The following is a 17,022-nucleotide window of genomic DNA, read 5'->3' on the forward strand; positions in this document are numbered from 1 at the left end:
TGAAACGGAAGGTTATTCTTCTTCTGTGGTTTTCACAGTTCCGGGCAAAATCCCGTCGGCACGGAACATCGCTTTAATTCCCCGCACCGCCTGACGAATACGATCGCTGTTCTCAATCAGCGCAAAACGCACATGGGTGTCACCGTAGTCACCAAAGCCGATACCTGGCGACACGCACACTTTGGCCTCCTGCAATAAACGTTTGGCAAACTCCAGCGAACCGAGATGCGCGTAATGGTCAGGAATTTTCGCCCAGACGTACATCGAGGCTTTCGGCATCTCGACCATCCATCCCGCTTCGTGCAGCCCTTTCACCAGCACATCACGACGACGTTTGTACTGCTCGGCGATATCGCGTACACATTGCTGATCCCCTTCCAGCGCGGCGATTGCTGCCACCTGCAACGGCGTAAAGGTGCCGTAATCGTGGTAACTCTTGATACGCGCCAGCGCCGAAACCAACTCTTTATTGCCGACCATAAAACCGATACGCCAGCCCGCCATGTTGTAGCTTTTCGACAGGGTGAAAAACTCAACCGCGACATCGCGTGCACCCGGCACCTGCATGATCGACGGCGCTTTCCAGCCATCGTAGACAATGTCGGCATAGGCCAGGTCGTGGATCACCAACACGTTGTACTGCTTCGCCAGCGCAATCACGCGTTCGAAGAAATCCAGTTCCACGCATTGCGCAGTCGGGTTGGACGGGAAACCGAGGATCATCATCTTCGGTTTCGGGTAGCTTTCACGAATGGCGCGTTCCAGCTCGTTAAAGAAATCGACGCCCGCCACCAGCGGTACAGAACGGACCTGCGCCCCGGCAATCACCGCGCCGTAAATATGAATAGGGTAGCTGGGGTTCGGCACCAACACGGTGTCGCCGTGGTCGAGGGTTGCCAGCATCAAATGCGCCAGTCCCTCTTTCGAACCGATGGTGACAATGGCTTCAGATTCAGGATCGATATCCACCTGATAACGGTCAGCGTACCAGCGTGAAATCGCGCGACGCAGGCGCGGGATCCCTTTCGAGGTGGAGTAGCCGTGAGTGTCCTCGCGTTGGGCCACCTGGCAAAGTTTTTCTACGATATGTGGCGGCGTCGCGCCATCCGGGTTCCCCATCGAAAAATCGATGATGTCTTCGCCGCGCCGACGCGCAGCCATCTTCAATTCAGCGGTGATGTTAAAAACGTAAGGGGGAAGGCGGTCAATACGAGAAAAACGACGGGGTGTGCTGTTATCAGCCATGATGTCCTCTGGAGTACGTTAGCGCCCGGACCGTCCGAGCGACGTGGGTCACTGCTGTGACCGAACCAAGAACATAACGCGGTGATAACAGGATTGTCGAGAGCCGAAGATAATATTTTTATTTTTGCTGATTCAGACGACCCAGCACCCAATCGTTCACCCATTGGCCGTTTAACAGATAATTATCCCGTAGCGTCCCCTCCAGCACAAAATCATTCTTCTCCAGAATGCGTCTTGATGGCCAATTCCCCTCCACCACCAGTGCTTTCAGCTTATGAAATTCGGCTTGCAGCAAAAACGTACAAAGCGCACCCAGCGCCTCGCTGCCATACCCCTGTCCGGTAAAACGATGCAGCATCATGTAGCCGACCTCGGCCTGGCGATAGGGTTCCCACTCCGGGTTGCAACCAAACAGGCCTATCGCTTCGCCGGTTTCACGCAAACGGGCCACCATGCACAACATGTGAAAACTGCTGACCTGCCAGGGAGCAAGGCGTTCCGTAAACCGCTGACGGATATCCTCTTCATCGGGGATTTCACTTACCCAGGTCATGGTCGCGGCATCTTCATGTACCGCTTTGAAAATCTGCCAGTCTTCCGGCTGGAGGCGGTTGAGGGTCAAACGGGCTGTGACTAATTGCATGGCTGCGCTCCGAAAAAGGCTTAGGCCAACATAACAAACCGCACCGGTGACAACCAGTCTCAGCGCGGGGAAAAGCTAATCCTCTTTTTACTACTCAACTTTTCCTCTTTTTGCGTTTTACACGATAAAAATTGATCCTGGCCATAAGAAGTGTCTGAGGCCGGTCAGGGCGCTGGCGGATCGCGATCACATTTTTTATCATAGCCCTACCCTCTGGTTACTGACGAGATGCCTGTGCCTTCTCACTTTGACATGCTGCTGGCGGTATTTGACCGCGCCGCGCTGATGCTGATTTGCCTGTTCTTTCTCACCCGGACGCGCGCATTTCGCCAGTTACTACAGAAAGATGAACACTCGCGTCAGGAAAAAGTGGTGGTGACAGCGATTTTTTCGCTGTTTGCCCTGTTCAGCACCTGGTCAGGTATTGATGTCGATGGTTCACTGCTTAACGTGCGCGTGATTGCCGTAATGTCAGGTGGCATTTTGTTTGGCCCGTGGGTCGGGATCGCCACCGGGGTGATTGCCGGACTGCATCGTTTTCTGATTGATATTCATGGCATTACCTCGATCCCCTGTCTGATTACCAGCATCATTGCCGGTATCGCCTCGGGGGCGATTAATCGTCGGGTAAGCAAGGAACAGCGCTGGCGCGCCGGTATTCTCGGCGGCATGTTATGTGAAACCCTCACCATGCTGCTGATTGTGCTGTGGGCCAGACCGATGTCACTCGGCCTGGATATTGTTTCCGAGATTGCCCTGCCGATGATCCTCGGCGCTTCCAGCATCGGTTTGATTGTGTTGCTGGTACAGAGTGTCGAAGGTGAAAAAGAGGCGATTGCCGCGCGACAGGCCAAGCTGGCGCTGGAAATTGCCAACAAGACGCTGCCGTTGTTCCGCCAGATTAACAGCCACTCGTTGCATCAGGTGTGCGACATCATTCGTTGTGAAATCAATGCTGACGCCGTGGCGATCACCAATACCAAACAGATTCTCGCCTACGTCGGCTACGGCGCGCAAAACTATCAGAATGGCGACGACGGCCTCAGCCCGACCACCGCGCAGGCGATCACCAGCGGTAAAATCATCATCAAGAATAATGACGAAGCGCACCGTACCAAGGATATTCACTCGATGCTGGTTATTCCCCTTTGGGAAAAAGGGGAAGTCACCGGCACGCTAAAAATCTATTATCGCCGCGCCCACCGTATCACCGGATCGCTAAAAGAGATGGCCGTGGGGCTGTCGCAAATCATCTCAACCCAGTTGGAAGTGTCCCGTGCCGAGCAACTGCGTGAGATGGCAAACAAAGCTGAACTGCGTGCCTTACAAAGCAAGATCAATCCACATTTCCTGTTTAACGCCCTGAACGCCATTTCAGCATCGATTCGAATGAACCCGGATACCGCACGCCAGTTGGTAATTAATCTGTCGCGTTATTTGCGTTACAACCTGGAACTGAATGACGACGAGCCAATTGATATCAAAAAAGAGCTGTGGCAGGTGAAGGATTACATTGCCATCGAACAGGCACGCTTTGGTGACAAGCTATCGATGATCTATGACATCGACGAAGACCTGCATTTTACCTTGCCCAGCCTGCTGATTCAGCCGCTGGTCGAGAATGCCATCGTGCACGGCATCCAGCCCTGTCGCGGCAAAGGCGTGGTGACTCTCAGCGTCAAAGATCTCGGTGATCGGGTGCGGGTGGCGGTACGTGATACCGGAGCCGGAATCAGTGAAGAGGTAATGGCGCGCGTGGCGCGGGATGAGATGCCCGGTAATAAAATCGGCCTGTTGAATGTACATCATCGGGTGAAGTTGCTCTCCGGCCAGGGATTGACCATAGAGCGCCATCAACCTGGCACCGAAATCTCCTTTACCCTCAGCAAACATGGCCATCGACTACCAGCAACACAGGCCAGCGTGACGGAGACTTCAGCGTGAAAGCCATTATTGTCGAAGACGAGTTTCTGGCACAGCAGGAGCTGAGCTGGATGATTCAGCATCACAGCCAGATCACCATCGAAGCCTGTTTTGATGACGGACTGGAAGTCCTGAAGTATCTGCAAAACCATCGGGTCGATGTCATTTTCCTCGACATCAACATCCCCTCGCTGGATGGCATGTTGTTGGCGCAAAACATCAATCAATTCGCCCATAAGCCGTTGATTGTGTTCATTACCGCGTGGAAAGAGCATGCGGTAGAAGCCTTCGAGCTGGAGGCTTTTGACTACATTCTGAAGCCGTATCACGAATCACGCATTATCACCATGCTTAACAAGCTGGAGGCGAGCTGGCAACAGCAGCAGTCCCCCGCCAGCAGCCCGCAGGCTATTGCCCCGCAGACGGTAAATCTGGTGAAGGATGAGCGCATCATCGTCACCGATATTAACGATATTTATTATGTTGAAGCCCACGAGAAACTGACGTTCGTGTATACGCGACGCGAAGCGTATGTGATGTCGATGACCATCAGCGAGTTTTGCAGCCGCTTACCTGAGACGGCTTTCTTTCGCTGTCACCGTTCATACTGCGTCAACCTGAGTAAAATCCGCGAGATAGAACCCTGGTTCAACAATACTTATCTGGTGAAATTACGCGATTTGGATGCGCAGGTGCCGGTGAGTCGTAGCAAGGTGAAAGCGTTTCGCCAACTGATGCGCTTATAAGGCGAGCAGCGCTGGAGGCCACTCGCCTGCGGGAGATTACAGCACGCGACCCAGTGTCTGACGCAGATGCGCGCCTGCACCAAGCAAGCCCGGCTGATCGTGCGTAATCATAAACACGGGGATATCAACCAGATAGTCGCGGAAGCGGCCCTTGTCTTCAAACGCGGCGCGGAAGCCGGAGGCTTTAAAGAAGTCGAGGAAACGCGGCACAATACCACCGGCGATATACACGCCGCCAAAGGTGCCGAGATTCAGCGCGAGGTTACCGCCAAAACGTCCCATGATGACGCAGAACAGCGACAATGCGCGGCGGCAATCGATGCAGCTGTCTTTCAGCGCGCGTTCGGTCACGTCTTTAGGTTTCAGGTTTTCCGGCTCGCGCTGATCCGATTTGACGATAGCGCGATAGAGATTAACCAGCCCAGAACCGGAGAGTACACGTTCCGCTGAAACATGGCCCAGTTCCGCGCGCAGCACTTCCAGAATCTCGCCCTCTTCTTCGCTGTTCGGCGCGAAATCAACATGGCCGCCCTCGCCCGGCAGACTGACCCAGCGCTTATCGACATGCACCAGATGGCTGACGCCGAGGCCGGTGCCCGCGCCGTAAATAGCGATCGGCTTATCTTTCACCGGGGCTTTGCCGCCAAACTGAATCACATCACTTTCCGCCAGCATCGGCACCGCCATTGAGATGGCGGAGAAATCATTGATGATCTCAAGATGAGCAAAACCCAGGCTCTCTTTCATCTGCTTCGTGGAGAAAGCCCAGTCATGGTTGGTCATTTCGACCCAATCGCCGGTGATCGGGCAGGCAATGGCGATGCAACCATCTTTAATATCCTGCTTCTGCTCATCCAGATAGTGACGAATCACCGCTTCGAGATTGTCATAGTCTGCTGTTGAGAATGTTTTGGCCTGGGAGATGGCACCGGTTTCCACCTCACACAGGGCGAGACGGGCATTGGTGCCGCCCACATCGCCGACCAGGGCGTATTTTGTCATTCTTCTGCTGCTCCGCTTGGGTCATAAATAATTGCAGGACACTATAAAAGCCTGCCAATAAAACAACAACGCCCATCAGTGCGTCAGATGGGCGTAATCACTCAGGTGCGACCACATCCTGCCATGCAGTGGCTGGACTGCACAGAGGCAACTGTCCGAATTCAGCCGCCGTTGCGCTGATGCAGCGAGGCAGTCACTTTACGCAGCAATGGTGGGATATCTTCTTTATCCAGCACCACTTCCACCAGCGACAAACGCTGATTATTCGCCAGCCGTGCCATCACCGCCTCCAGTTGCACCGTTTCGCTGACGCGCCAGCTTTGCGCTTCTCCCGTCAGACTGAGCGCCTGCGGCAGCGCAGTCCAGTTCCACTGCGCAATGTCGTTGTATCGCTGATGCGCGCCATGAATCGCGCGTTCGACGGTATAACCTTCATTATTGAGAAGAAAAATAATCGGCTGCTGACCATCGCGCTGCATGGAACCCAGCTCCTGGATGGTTAACTGCGCCGAACCATCGCCAATGATGAGAATCACCCGCCGTTGCGGCTGCGCGGTTTGCGCACCAAAGGCGGCGGGTAAAGTATAGCCAATCGAACCCCAGAGCGGCTGAACCAGCAATTGCGCATCCGCGGGGAGGCGTAAAGCGGCGGCACCAAAGGCGGCAGTACCTTGATCGGCAAGGATAATATCACCTGGCAGCAGGAAACGCTGCATTGCCTGCCAGAAGGCATGCTGACTGATGAAAGCATCATCATCCGATGCATCTTCCCGTGTCGCCATGCCACCGATAGCCCAACGTTCGCCATAACGTCGGAACAAAGATTCCAGCACGCCCAGCGCTTCTGCCATGCTTAACGGCGCGAAGGTTTCCCCAGCAACCACAGCATGGAACGGTTGCAGGTCGATAAGTTTTTCTGTGGGGAGCTGCTGGGTAAAACCGGCGGTTAAGGTATCGGTGAAACGAACACCGACGCAGACAGTCACGTCAGTTTCTTCTATGGCCGCCCGAACCGCTGGCGTACTGCCCTCCCCGGCATAGGTGCCGACAAAGCCTGGCTGCTGCTCATCCAGCACGCCTTTGCCCATCAACAGGGTGGCGGCAGGAATGGCACGCAGCTGACGCAGGGCAGCCAGGGGGGATTGCAGTTGCCAGCGCGCGGCAAGGAAATCGGCCAGCAGCGCCACATGCCGGGCCGATGACAGCATAGCTTCCGCCGCTGTCGCAAAGGCATCTGCCGCGGAAGGAAGCGATGTGGCGGCAGAGGATGGCTGCGGTAAGGTGACCTCGGCCTGAGCAACATCGACCGCCAACAGCAAATAACCAGGGCGGTGTTGATACAGGGCTTCACCCATCACGCGATCGATTTCCTGTACCGCATTCTCTGCGGTCAGCACCGCGCTCGCCGCACTCACCTCCTGCGCCATACGGCTGAAGTGACGGAAATCGCCATCGCCCAGAGAATGATGGACACAATCCCCCTGGCTCTGTACCTGGCTGGCCGGTGCGCCAACGATATGAATCACCGGTACATATTCGGCGTAACTGCCAGCGATACCGTTGATCGCACTTAACTCGCCGACGCCGAAAGTGGTCAGCAAGGCGGCAGCGCCGTTACAACGGCCATAACCATCCGCCGCATAGGCCGCATTAAGCTCGTTAGCGCAGCCGACCCAGGTGATATCGGGATGCGCAATGACGCTATCGAGAAACTGTAAATTGTAATCCCCCGGCACGCCAAACAGGTGCCGGATCCCCGCTTGCTGTAAACGCATCAACAAAAATTCGCCAATTTTGAGGGTTTTCATGCGCAGCGACTCCTTGGTGGGTTATATCTGGAGTATTAGCGATGCGGCTGAATTGGTTAGATTTTCAACATCATTTCTCAGAATGATCTGGCAACAGAACGTTACGATGACGGAAAAATCCGTAAGTTGCGATCGCCGACGCGTTTGCCATTAGTGTAAACGCATACACTGCTATGCTGATGACACTTTCTCCCCCTTTGAGACAGGAACGCTGCATGAGTGTTTTTCCCCATCCCGAACGTTATCAACAGATGCAATATCGCCGCAGTGGTCGTAGTGGCCTGAAACTTCCAGCGATTTCGCTTGGCTTGTGGCACAACTTTGGCGACAGCACCCGGGTTGATAACAGCCGCGAACTGCTGCGCCACGCTTTTGATTGCGGTATCACGCATTTTGACCTGGCAAATAACTACGGACCGCCGCCGGGATCGGCTGAAGAGAATTTTGGGCGCATTCTGCGGGAGGATTTCCGTGGCTATCGTGATGAGTTGTTAATCTCCACCAAAGCCGGTTACACCATGTGGGATGGCCCCTATGGTGACTGGGGTTCGCGCAAGTATCTGATTTCCAGCCTCGATCAAAGCCTGAAACGCATGGGGCTGGAATACGTGGATATCTTTTATCACCATCGCCCGGACCCGGAAACCCCGCTGGAAGAAACCATGCGGGCGCTGGATCAGGTGGTGCGCCAGGGCAAAGCGCTGTATGCCGCCATCTCAAATTACCCGGCAGAGCGCGCCGCTGAAGCGATTGCCATTCTACGCGACCTCGGTACGCCCTGCCTGATTCACCAGCCACGCTACTCGATGTTTGAGCGCGCGCCAGAACAAGGGTTGCTGGATGTATTGGGCGACAATGGCGTCGGCTGCATCGCCTTCTCGCCACTGGCTGGCGGCGTTCTGACTGACCGTTATCTGCAAGGTATTCCCGAGGATTCAAGGGTGGCCAGCGGCAGCAAATTCCTGCGTGAAGACCAACTGACACAGGAAAAAATGGCCAAGGTCCGAGCATTGCAAAACATTGCACAGCAGCGTGACCAGAAACTGGCGCAGATGGCGCTGAGCTGGGTGCTGCGTGATACCCGCGTCACCTCAGTATTGATTGGTGCCAGTAAAACTGCGCAAATTGATGATGCCGTTGCCATGCTGAGCCAGCCTGCGCTGAGCGAAGCAGAGTTAGAGGCCATCAACGCGATTCTGGTGTAACCGCTTTCCCGCCCGGCCAACGCCGGGCTTCCCTTCCGGCAGAAAACTCTTATTTCAGATTATCCTCAATGCATTCAGACTACGTCTTAAGGACTTTTTGGTCCGATCTGGCAGACTAGCGCAACGGTAGCAATCGATAAGCTGCCGGAAAGGAGAATTATGAAACGTGGAATTTTGTTTGCCGCTTTGCTGGCAACGCTGTCCCCACTGGCACTACACACAGCCCATGCCAGTAGTGCCACCATTAATCTGGCCCCTGGCATCACCCTGCATTTAGGCGATCGCGATCATCGAGGTTACTACTGGGATGGTGGCCGCTGGCGCGAGCCGCGTTGGTGGAATGATCGCTATCGTTACCACGATCATCGTTGGTGGCGTCATGAGGAGTGGCGTCGACATGAGGCGTGGAAACGCGAGCAGGAACGTCGCCGTCATGAGCGCTGGCGTTATGAGCATCGTCATGACCATCATGGACATGGTCACGGCCATGACCACGGTCGCGACCGCTACTAATATCTGCTTATTCCTCTGCGCGAAAAATCGCGCCGCTTCAACAAAAAGGTGTGCATCTGCACACCTTTTTTATAACCCCAGCGCCTGCCCGACCAGCAGATAAATATTCAGCGCCACCACTAACCCGACAATCACCCAGCCGACGGTTTGCATCAGACGTGAATTAACCATCTCAGCCCCCATCAGCTCGCGGTTGCCGGTAAAGAACAACAGCGGCACCAACGCCAGTGCGATACCGAAGCTCAGCAGCACCTGGCTAAACACCAGAATGCGTGTCGGATCCCAGCCTGCCCAGATCACAATAAAAGAAGGCAGCATGGTAATGGCGCGACGTAGCCACAGCGGAATCTGGAAACGGATAAAACCCTGCATGACCACCTGCCCGGCCAGGGTTCCCACCACCGTTGAAGACAACCCTGCTGCCACCAGACTCAGACCAAATACCGTCGCCGCAGCATGGCTTAACAACGGTTGCAGCGTCAGGTACGCCTGATCCAGATCGGCAATGCCAGTATGGCCACTGAAATGAAACGCTGCCGCTGCGGTTGCCATCATTGCCAGGTTAACAAACCCGGCAATAGTCATGGCAATCGCCACATCCAGTTTGGTGGAGGAGTAACGCTGTCCTTTGGTGCCCTGATTACCGTATTGCGTCAGCGCCGAATGCAGATAAATCACATGCGGCATAATGGTGGCACCGAGTACGCCGGCAGCAAGGAATACCGCATCCGCCGTCGGCAAGGATGGCAGCGCCATGCCGGTAATCAGCTCGCTGACCTTGGGCTGGGAGAAGAACAACTCAACAATATATGCCGCGGCCACAAACAGCAGCAGCCCGCCAATAACCAATTCGAGGGGCTTTTGTCCACGATTTTGCAGCATTAGAATCAGGAAGGTCGCGATACCGGTCAGCACCGCACCCTGGAAAAGCGAGATGCCAAGCAACAACTTAAAGCCCAGCGCGGCACCGATAAATTCGGCCAGGTCGGTCGCCATAGCGATGATTTCGGCTTGTACCCAGTAAAACCATACCGCCGGACGGGGGAAGCGATCGCGAATATGTTCCGCGAGATTTTTGCCGGTAGCGATACCCAGCTTGGCTGACATGAGCTGAATCAGCATTGCCATGATATTCGCCCAGACCACCACCCACAGCAGTTTGTAGCCGTACGCAGCCCCCGCCTGAATATTGGTGGCGAAATTGCCGGGATCGATATAACCAATAGCCGCGATGAAGGCCGGTCCCAGCAAGGCAAGTTTGATCTTTCTGGCTCCGCGAGCGGCGCGCTCAGCGGTGCGGCTTTCTGACATAGTTTCTGACCCTGTCTTAACGCTTGTTGACCCGAACAGGTTACGGGGCAGGCGCGGCAAGTGAAATATGGTTATAGTTATCGCTTTAATAGATAATGCTATAAAGTATAGCCTTTGCTATACATTGCGGTAAAGCCAGGTTTTGCCAAAATGTGTGCAACAGGAATCAATCTACCCTCGGCTCATTTTATAGACAATGACTTTGTGGTTATTTTTGTTGTAAGAAGTGTGTGAAGAAGTTGTGATGGTTGAGACTAATCTTAAAAATATGTCGATAGTTAATACTTATAATGTGGTTTAGATCTCGTTTTTAAGTAACGCGTTACATAGAATACGCAGCAAAATACAACCCTCCTCAAATTTGGAGCCGACATGTCCCATATTTTGCACTTTCTTTTGGCATTGGTGGTGGTAGCCGTGCTGGCCTTATTGGTCAGTCACGATCGTAAAAGCATCCGTATTCGCTATATCGTTCAGCTTCTGGTGATTGAAGTTCTGTTGGCCTGGTTCTTCCTGAACTCTGAAGCGGGTCTTGGCTTCGTCAAAGGGTTTGCAGGCCTGTTTGACCATCTGCTCAAGTACGCAGCAGAAGGGACTAACTTCGTGTTCGGCAATATGAATGAAAAAGGCCTCGCCTTCTTCTTCCTCAATGTGCTGTGCCCGATTGTGTTTATCTCCGCCCTGATCGGTATTTTGCAACATTTCCGCATCCTGCCGTGGGTGATTCGTGGCATCGGTACCGTGCTGTCAAAAATCAATGGCATGGGCAAACTGGAATCCTTTAACGCCGTCAGCTCTCTGATTCTGGGACAATCAGAAAACTTTATCGCCTATAAGGATATCCTCGGCAAAATGTCACAGCGCCGCATGTACACCATGGCGGCTACCGCGATGTCGACTGTGTCTATGTCGATCGTTGGCGCTTACATGACCATGCTGCAACCCAAATATGTGGTTGCCGCGCTGGTACTGAACATGTTCAGTACCTTTATCGTGTTGTCGCTGATTAACCCGTACCGCGTCGATAGCGAAGAAGATCTGCAATTGCAGGACCTGCACAAAGGTCAGAGCTTCTTCGAAATGCTGGGCGAATACATCCTTGCCGGTTTCCGTGTGGCGATTATCGTTGCGGCGATGTTGATCGGTTTTATCGCCCTGATTTCCGGCCTGAATGCGCTGTTTGATGTGATCTTCGGCATCAGCTTCCAGGGCGTGCTGGGTTATGTCTTCTATCCGTTTGCCTGGGTGATGGGCGTGCCTTCCAACGAAGCGTTGCAGGTTGGCAGCATCATGGCGACCAAACTGGTTTCTAACGAATTCGTGGCGATGATGGATCTGCAAAAAATTGCCGGTCAGCTGTCACCGCATGCGGAAGGTATTCTGTCAGTGTTCCTTGTCTCCTTTGCTAACTTCTCCTCTATCGGGATTGTGGCAGGTGCGATTAAAGGTCTGAACGAAGAACAGGGCAACGTGGTGTCCCGCTTCGGTCTGAAACTGCTGTACGGCTCTACCCTGGTAAGCGTGCTTTCCGCTGCGATTGCCGGTCTGGTGCTGGGCTTCTGATGTTAAGGGCGGGCTTCGGCTCGCCCTTCTCTTCTTTATTATTCCTATCCGTTATATCTCCTTTTTTTACCCCGCTCTCCGCGCCCGACGCTGCTTCACGTCAAAACGCAAAACCTTTGCACAATATTGAATTTCCGTTGCCACCGCCCGCGCCCGTAGCTTTTCTCCATGACTTCACATCAGGAGAACACTATGAGCATTCAGTTTCTTGGCATGATTGGCCACCGCCTCGCCTCCGAAATCATTCCAGCCAGCGGCCCGTTATTTGATAAAGACTACATCGCCCGCTTCGCCCGCGCCCATGAAGACGCCGGGTTTGACCGCATCCTGGTCGGTTACTGGTCCGATCAACCGGACGGTTTTCTCGTCACCGCCCATGCCGCCGCCCATACTTCGACGCTGAAATTCCTGCTGGCCCATCGTCCAGGTTTTGTGGCACCCACCCTTGCCGCGCGCAAACTGGCTTCGCTCGATCACCTCACCGATGGCCGCCTGGCGGTGCATATCATCAGCGGCGGCAGCGACAGTGAACAACGCCGCGATGGTGATTTTCTCAATAAAGCCGAACGCTACGCGCGTACTGATGAGTTTCTGACGGTGCTGAAGCAGAGTCTGGAATCGACGCAACCCTACAATCACCAGGGAAGGTTCTACCAGGCCGAGCAGGCGTTCTCCGCGATTAAGCCGTTGCAGAAAAAGCTGCCGATCTATTTTGGCGGTTCGTCAGCAGAAGCGATTGATGTCGCGGCACGCCATGCCGATGTGTTCGCCTTGTGGGGCGAACCGTTGAAAGGCGCAGAAGAGACGGTGCGCAGCGTTCGTGCTGCCGCCGCAAAACAGGGGCGGGAAATTGATTTCAACATTTCTTTCCGCCCCATCCTCGGTAGCACCGAAAAAGAGGCCTGGGAACGTGCCGAGTACATTCGCGAAACGGCCGGGAAACAGCTGGCGGAAAGCGGTTATACCTTCGGCTTGCCAAAACCACAGAGCGTCGGTGCACAACGTTTGTTAGCTGCCGCCAACGAGAGCGAACGCCACGATAAAGTGCTGTGGACCGGCGTCGCCAAACTGGTGCAGGGTGGCTACAACTCCACCGCATTGGTTGGCACGCCCGAGCAGGTGTCTGACGCGCTGCTGGATTACTACCGCATCGGCATCCATAACGTGCTGATTCGTGGTTTCGATCCCCTTAACGATGCGGTGGAATATGGCCGCGAGTTGCTGCCACTGACGCGCGAAAAAGTCGCGGCTGTCGATCGCCATGAAAAAAGGAGTGCCTGATGCGGCTGGCTGCTTTATTTGCCGGTCTGACACTGGCGCTATCGCTTAACCCGTTGTTTGCCGCAGAGAAAGTCACTTTGCGCCTCGGTGATGTAAAGGGTGACCGCTTTGCAGCGCTGAAAGCGTCTGGCGAGCTAAACAACCTGCCTTATGACCTTAAGCTCACGGCGTTTGACTCCGGTGCGCCGGTGCAGGAAGCGCTGAACGCCGGGGCGCTGGATGTCGGTTTCACCGGCGATCTGCCGTTCCTGTTTGTCTATGCTGCGGGGGCTCCGGTGAAAGCGGTAGGCGCGTGGCAGAACAATCCGGATAGTATCGCCCTGCTCACTCGACCCAATGCCGGGGTGCACAGCTTGCAGGATTTGAAAGGCAAGCAAATTGCGGTGAATCGCGGCGGCTGGGGTCATTATCTGATTCTCGGCTTGCTGGAACGCGCGGGCCTTAAGCCCAGCGACGTTACGCTGCGCTTCCTCGGTCCGGTGGATGGACGTGCCGCGTTAACCTCGGGTGCCGTGGCCGCCTGGGCACCGTGGGAACCTTATATCGCAACCTCTACCGCTGTCGATGGTACGGTACGCGTGCCACAAGGCGGTGGCAAGGGCATTATGTCGGGATATTCCTATGCACTGGCGCGTGATGAAGCCCTGAGTAACCCGGAAAAACGCAAAGCCATCGCCGATTTGCTGGTGCGCTTAGCCAAAGCGCAGGTTTGGGCGCAGCAGCATCCCACTGAGTTCGCCCAGGTTCTGGGGAAAACCCTCAATATGCCAACCAGCATTACCGCCAGTTGGATCGCTGATGCGCGCATCCGTCCGTTGGTATTCGATGCCAGCCTGATTGGTACGCTGCAAAAATCGGCGGATTTCTTCCACCGTTACCAGGTGTTGCCAAAGCAGGTTGATGTCAGCAAAGCCTTTGATTTCAGCCTCGCCGCCGGGGCCAATCAGGTGGCAAAAAGCGTTCAGGGGGATAAATCATGAGTGAACTTCAGCACCACCGGTTACGCACCTTTGTCGGCAATCTGGCGCAACTGCTCGATAGCCATCCTGATGAGCAATCCCTGTTACAACGCGGCAGTGCCTTGCTGGGCGAGTTGATCCGCCATGACGACTGGCTGGATGAAGCCTTTACCCAACCGCATCCCCAACATTATCAGCAATATTTATTGTATGCCGATGCGCAGCAACGCTTCTCGGTGGTGAGCTTTGTCTGGGGACCGGGGCAGCAGACGCCGATACACGACCATCGCGTCTGGGGCCTGATTGGCATGTTGCGTGGCGCCGAGGTATCCCAGTCATGGCAACCCGGCCCCAGCGGTTTACAACCGGAAGGCCCGCCGGTACGCCTTGAGCCAGGCAGCGTTGAGGCGGTATCCCCCACGGTGGGCGATATCCATCGTGTCAGCAACGCCTTTGATGACCGCGTCTCCATCAGCATCCACGTCTATGGCGCCAATATCGGCGCGGTTAAGCGCGCGGTGTATCGCGAAGACGGCAGCGAAAAAGAGTTTATCTCCGGTTACAGCAACCGTTATTTACCAAACATTTGGGATCTTTCACATGACTAAACCGGTTTTTCCGTTACGCCAGGCGGCCGACATTCTGACCGCGCTGCGCCAGCAGCAGGAAGTGGCACTGGTCGATGTGCGCGATGAAGCGCTGTATGCCACAGGCCACCCGTTGTTTGCGGTGAATATCCCGCTATCCAAACTTGAACTGGAGTGGCTGGATCGCATCCCACAGCGTGCTACCGCCATCACCTTATACGACAATGGCGAGGGCCTGGCGCAAACGGCAGCGGAACGCATTGCAGCATTGGGCTACCACAATGTCGCGCTGCTGGCGGATGATCTGCCAGGCTGGCAGGCCGCCGGAGGGGAGCTGTTTATTGACGTGAACTCCCCCAGCAAAGCTTTCGGTGAACTGGTGGAACACCATAACCAGACACCGTCGCTCTCCGCCGATGAGGTACATACCCTGCTGAATGGCGATCACGATGTGGTAGTGCTGGACGCACGCCGCTTTGATGAATATCAGACCATGAGCATCCCACACGCTACCAGCGTGCCGGGCGGTGAGTTGGTGTTGCGGGTGCGCGACCTCGCCCCCTCCCCGGAAACCACGGTGATCGTTAACTGCGCTGGCCGCACGCGCAGCATCATTGGCACGCAGTCACTGGTGAATGTCGGAATCCGTAATCCGGTGTTTGCGCTACGGAACGGTACTATCGGCTGGACACTGGCGGGCCATCCGCTGGATAAGGGACAGGACCGCCGTTATGGTGCAACCAGCGAGATCGCGCAGCGCCAGGCGGCGGTAAAAGCGCGTGAACTGGCAGATCGCGCGGGTGTGGAACGCATCACGCTCGAGACACTGCATCGCTTACAGCAGGAGCCGCGCACCACTTATCTGTTTGATGTGCGCGATGCACAGGAATATGCCGCCGGACATATCCCCGCCAGTCGCCATGTTCCGGGTGGTCAACTGGTGCAGGAAACCGATCACTACGCCAGCGTGCGTGGCGCGCGCATTGTGTTGATTGACGACGACGGCGTGCGTGCCAATATGGCGGCCTCCTGGCTGGCGCAACTGGGTTGGCAGGTGGAGGTGCTGGAGGGTTTGCAACTCAGTGATTTCAGTGCGACGGGCAACTGGCAGGCACAGGTTTCGCCTGTCGCACGGCCAGAATTTGTCTCACCGCAGCAGCTTGCCAGTTGGCTGGCGGAAGGACAAACCCAGGTGTTGGATTTCACCACGCGCGCCAATCACCTCAACAGCCATATTCCCGGTGCTGCCTGGCTGCTGCGCTCCACCTTGCAACAACAGGGCAACGCCTTGTTGCCTGAAGCGCGTCGTTATGTGCTGACCTGCGGCAGCAGTTTGCTGGCGGGCTATGCGGTTGAACAGATTGCTGAGCTGAGCGGCAAACCGGTATATGTGCTGGAAGGCGGTAACGCCGCCTGGCGCGCGGCTGGCCTGCCAACCGAACAGGGAGAACAGCGGTTGCTGTCACCAGCGATTGACCGCTATCGCCGTCCCTATGAGGGCACCGATATTGAGCCGGCGGTGATGCAGGCCTATCTCGACTGGGAATATGGTCTGGTAGCGCAGTTGGATCGCGATGGAACGCATGGATTCAGGGTACTCAAGCCAGTGTCACAGGCCGTGACCGCCTGATTGGTAGCGGCGCGATTTATCGCGCTGTTTTTTCTGCAACAAATCAAAAACCGCGCGATAAATCGCGCCGCTACGGGGTGTTTGTACCCAATAGTATGATTTTTTTTAAAAATTTGTTCGGAACGAACAGAGAAATGGTGGAGATAAGCGGGATCGAACCGCTGACCTCTTGCATGCCATGCAAGCGCTCTCCCAGCTGAGCTATACCCCCACATCTGGAATCGTTTTTTCAGTGCCAAACTTTTGGGAAGAAGTTTGGTGGAGCTAAGCGGGATCGAACCGCTGACCTCTTGCATGCCATGCAAGCGCTCTCCCAGCTGAGCTATAGCCCCGAACCGAAAAAACCGCCGAATCACCTCGACGGACGGCATAATATGAAACCCCTTCCTGGGTGTCAACGTCAAATTTCCGTTCTGTGTTCAATCGCTGAAAAAGGCGGCAAACCCGTGTCGCTGTGGCTTTTTTTTCAGCATCATCGCCCGTTTTCTGATGCCGCCTGGTTAAACCATCGTTAATTGCTATCGTAAGAACGCTTGTTTTTTGTTAATGGTCGGTGTAAAACTTCGCACGCTAATTAACCGGTCATCGACCAGGGGTTTTGCCTCT

Annotated in this window: 14 protein-coding genes and 2 tRNA genes; 9 read left to right on the top strand and 7 right to left on the bottom strand. The window is 55.0% G+C overall.

Translation table 11 applies throughout. The features are described 5' to 3' along the window. Positions 1-12: 12 nt before the first annotated feature. Both alaC and AC6I8R_RS14790 read right to left on the bottom strand, forming a co-directional pair. Positions 13-1,245, bottom strand: a complete 1,233-nt coding sequence (gene alaC / locus AC6I8R_RS14785; RefSeq protein ID WP_021186339.1) for an alanine transaminase — start codon at positions 1,243-1,245, stop codon at positions 13-15. A gap of 118 nt (positions 1,246-1,363) precedes the next feature. Further along, on the bottom strand, positions 1,364-1,888 hold the full coding sequence (locus AC6I8R_RS14790; RefSeq protein ID WP_021186338.1) for a GNAT family N-acetyltransferase: 525 nt from the start codon (positions 1,886-1,888) through the stop codon (positions 1,364-1,366). 252 nt (positions 1,889-2,140) lie between these two features. On the opposite strand from AC6I8R_RS14790, the gene AC6I8R_RS14795 reads away from it, so the two are divergent. Together AC6I8R_RS14795 and AC6I8R_RS14800 are read left to right on the top strand one after the other, a co-directional pair. Then, a complete protein-coding gene (locus AC6I8R_RS14795) occupies positions 2,141-3,832 on the top strand; it encodes a sensor histidine kinase (protein ID WP_021186337.1) in 1,692 nt (563 codons plus the stop codon). Beyond that, positions 3,829-4,557: a LytR/AlgR family response regulator transcription factor gene (locus tag AC6I8R_RS14800; protein WP_021186336.1), complete on the top strand. Its 729-nt coding sequence runs from the start codon at positions 3,829-3,831 to the stop codon at positions 4,555-4,557. The genes AC6I8R_RS14795 and AC6I8R_RS14800 overlap by 4 nt, the downstream gene beginning before the upstream one ends. Positions 4,558-4,593: 36 nt before the next feature. Here AC6I8R_RS14800 and glk read toward each other — a convergent pair whose 3' ends face one another. Beyond that, positions 4,594-5,559, bottom strand: coding sequence for a glucokinase (gene glk / locus AC6I8R_RS14805; protein ID WP_497832523.1), 966 nt, complete (start codon positions 5,557-5,559; stop codon positions 4,594-4,596). A 161-nt stretch (positions 5,560-5,720) separates the two neighbouring features. Further along, complete coding sequence (locus AC6I8R_RS14810; RefSeq protein WP_497832524.1) at positions 5,721-7,367, bottom strand: thiamine pyrophosphate-binding protein; 1,647 nt, start codon at positions 7,365-7,367, stop codon at positions 5,721-5,723. 215 nt (positions 7,368-7,582) lie between these two features. Between AC6I8R_RS14810 and mgrA the strand changes: the two genes are divergently transcribed. Both mgrA and AC6I8R_RS14820 read left to right on the top strand, forming a co-directional pair. Then, positions 7,583-8,572: an L-glyceraldehyde 3-phosphate reductase gene (gene mgrA, locus AC6I8R_RS14815; protein ID WP_021186333.1), complete on the top strand. Its 990-nt coding sequence runs from the start codon at positions 7,583-7,585 to the stop codon at positions 8,570-8,572. A 159-nt stretch (positions 8,573-8,731) separates the two neighbouring features. Further along, positions 8,732-9,085, top strand: coding sequence for a DUF2502 domain-containing protein (locus AC6I8R_RS14820; RefSeq protein ID WP_021186332.1), 354 nt, complete (start codon positions 8,732-8,734; stop codon positions 9,083-9,085). Between the two features lie 69 nt (positions 9,086-9,154). On the opposite strand, the gene AC6I8R_RS14825 is transcribed toward AC6I8R_RS14820, so the two are convergent. Then, positions 9,155-10,435, bottom strand: a complete 1,281-nt coding sequence (locus AC6I8R_RS14825; RefSeq protein WP_497832765.1) for an Nramp family divalent metal transporter — start codon at positions 10,433-10,435, stop codon at positions 9,155-9,157. 333 nt (positions 10,436-10,768) lie between these two features. On the opposite strand from AC6I8R_RS14825, the gene AC6I8R_RS14830 reads away from it, so the two are divergent. The 5 genes from AC6I8R_RS14830 (at position 10,769) to AC6I8R_RS14850 (ending at position 16,416) form a co-directional block, all read left to right on the top strand. Then, the gene (locus tag AC6I8R_RS14830; protein WP_021186330.1) at positions 10,769-11,959 is read left to right on the top strand and encodes a NupC/NupG family nucleoside CNT transporter; all 1,191 of its coding nucleotides are present in this window, start codon (positions 10,769-10,771) and stop codon (positions 11,957-11,959) included. 192 nt (positions 11,960-12,151) lie between these two features. Then, entirely contained in the window at positions 12,152-13,240 is a 1,089-nt protein-coding gene (locus AC6I8R_RS14835) for an LLM class flavin-dependent oxidoreductase (RefSeq protein ID WP_497832525.1), read from the top strand. Continuing rightward, positions 13,240-14,220, top strand: a complete 981-nt coding sequence (locus tag AC6I8R_RS14840; protein WP_415174934.1) for an ABC transporter substrate-binding protein — start codon at positions 13,240-13,242, stop codon at positions 14,218-14,220. The genes AC6I8R_RS14835 and AC6I8R_RS14840 overlap by 1 nt, the downstream gene beginning before the upstream one ends. After that, a complete protein-coding gene (locus AC6I8R_RS14845) occupies positions 14,217-14,807 on the top strand; it encodes a cysteine dioxygenase family protein (protein ID WP_415174933.1) in 591 nt (196 codons plus the stop codon). The genes AC6I8R_RS14840 and AC6I8R_RS14845 overlap by 4 nt, the downstream gene beginning before the upstream one ends. Beyond that, positions 14,800-16,416 carry a rhodanese homology domain-containing protein gene (locus tag AC6I8R_RS14850; RefSeq protein WP_497832526.1) on the top strand — a complete coding sequence of 539 codons (1,617 nt, stop codon included), beginning with the start codon at positions 14,800-14,802 and terminating at the stop codon, positions 16,414-16,416. The genes AC6I8R_RS14845 and AC6I8R_RS14850 overlap by 8 nt, the downstream gene beginning before the upstream one ends. A 135-nt stretch (positions 16,417-16,551) precedes the next feature. Here the strand turns inward: AC6I8R_RS14850 and AC6I8R_RS14855 are convergent. Both AC6I8R_RS14855 and AC6I8R_RS14860 read right to left on the bottom strand, forming a co-directional pair. After that, positions 16,552-16,627, bottom strand: a tRNA-Ala gene (locus AC6I8R_RS14855). A gap of 45 nt (positions 16,628-16,672) precedes the next feature. Then, positions 16,673-16,748 (bottom strand) — tRNA-Ala (locus tag AC6I8R_RS14860). Positions 16,749-17,022: the final 274 nt, after the last annotated feature.

Source organism: Pantoea sp. X-Soil-OKNW-713, from assembly GCF_059730685.1.

Bases quoted from the DNA above. Each gene is read 5' to 3' on its own strand.
- AC6I8R_RS14820 (WP_021186332.1), top strand. From the start codon at position 8,732: ATGAAACGTGGAATTTTGTTTGCCGCTTTGCTGGCAACGCTGTCCCCA.
- alaC (WP_021186339.1), bottom strand. From the start codon at position 1,245: ATGGCTGATAACAGCACACCCCGTCGTTTTTCTCGTATTGACCGCCTT.
- AC6I8R_RS14830 (WP_021186330.1), top strand. From the start codon at position 10,769: ATGTCCCATATTTTGCACTTTCTTTTGGCATTGGTGGTGGTAGCCGTG.
- AC6I8R_RS14850 (WP_497832526.1), top strand. From the start codon at position 14,800: ATGACTAAACCGGTTTTTCCGTTACGCCAGGCGGCCGACATTCTGACC.
- AC6I8R_RS14840 (WP_415174934.1), top strand. From the start codon at position 13,240: ATGCGGCTGGCTGCTTTATTTGCCGGTCTGACACTGGCGCTATCGCTT.
- AC6I8R_RS14795 (WP_021186337.1), top strand. From the start codon at position 2,141: ATGCTGCTGGCGGTATTTGACCGCGCCGCGCTGATGCTGATTTGCCTG.
- AC6I8R_RS14835 (WP_497832525.1), top strand. From the start codon at position 12,152: ATGAGCATTCAGTTTCTTGGCATGATTGGCCACCGCCTCGCCTCCGAA.
- mgrA (WP_021186333.1), top strand. From the start codon at position 7,583: ATGAGTGTTTTTCCCCATCCCGAACGTTATCAACAGATGCAATATCGC.
- AC6I8R_RS14845 (WP_415174933.1), top strand. From the start codon at position 14,217: ATGAGTGAACTTCAGCACCACCGGTTACGCACCTTTGTCGGCAATCTG.
- AC6I8R_RS14810 (WP_497832524.1), bottom strand. From the start codon at position 7,367: ATGAAAACCCTCAAAATTGGCGAATTTTTGTTGATGCGTTTACAGCAA.
- AC6I8R_RS14790 (WP_021186338.1), bottom strand. From the start codon at position 1,888: ATGCAATTAGTCACAGCCCGTTTGACCCTCAACCGCCTCCAGCCGGAA.
- glk (WP_497832523.1), bottom strand. From the start codon at position 5,559: ATGACAAAATACGCCCTGGTCGGCGATGTGGGCGGCACCAATGCCCGT.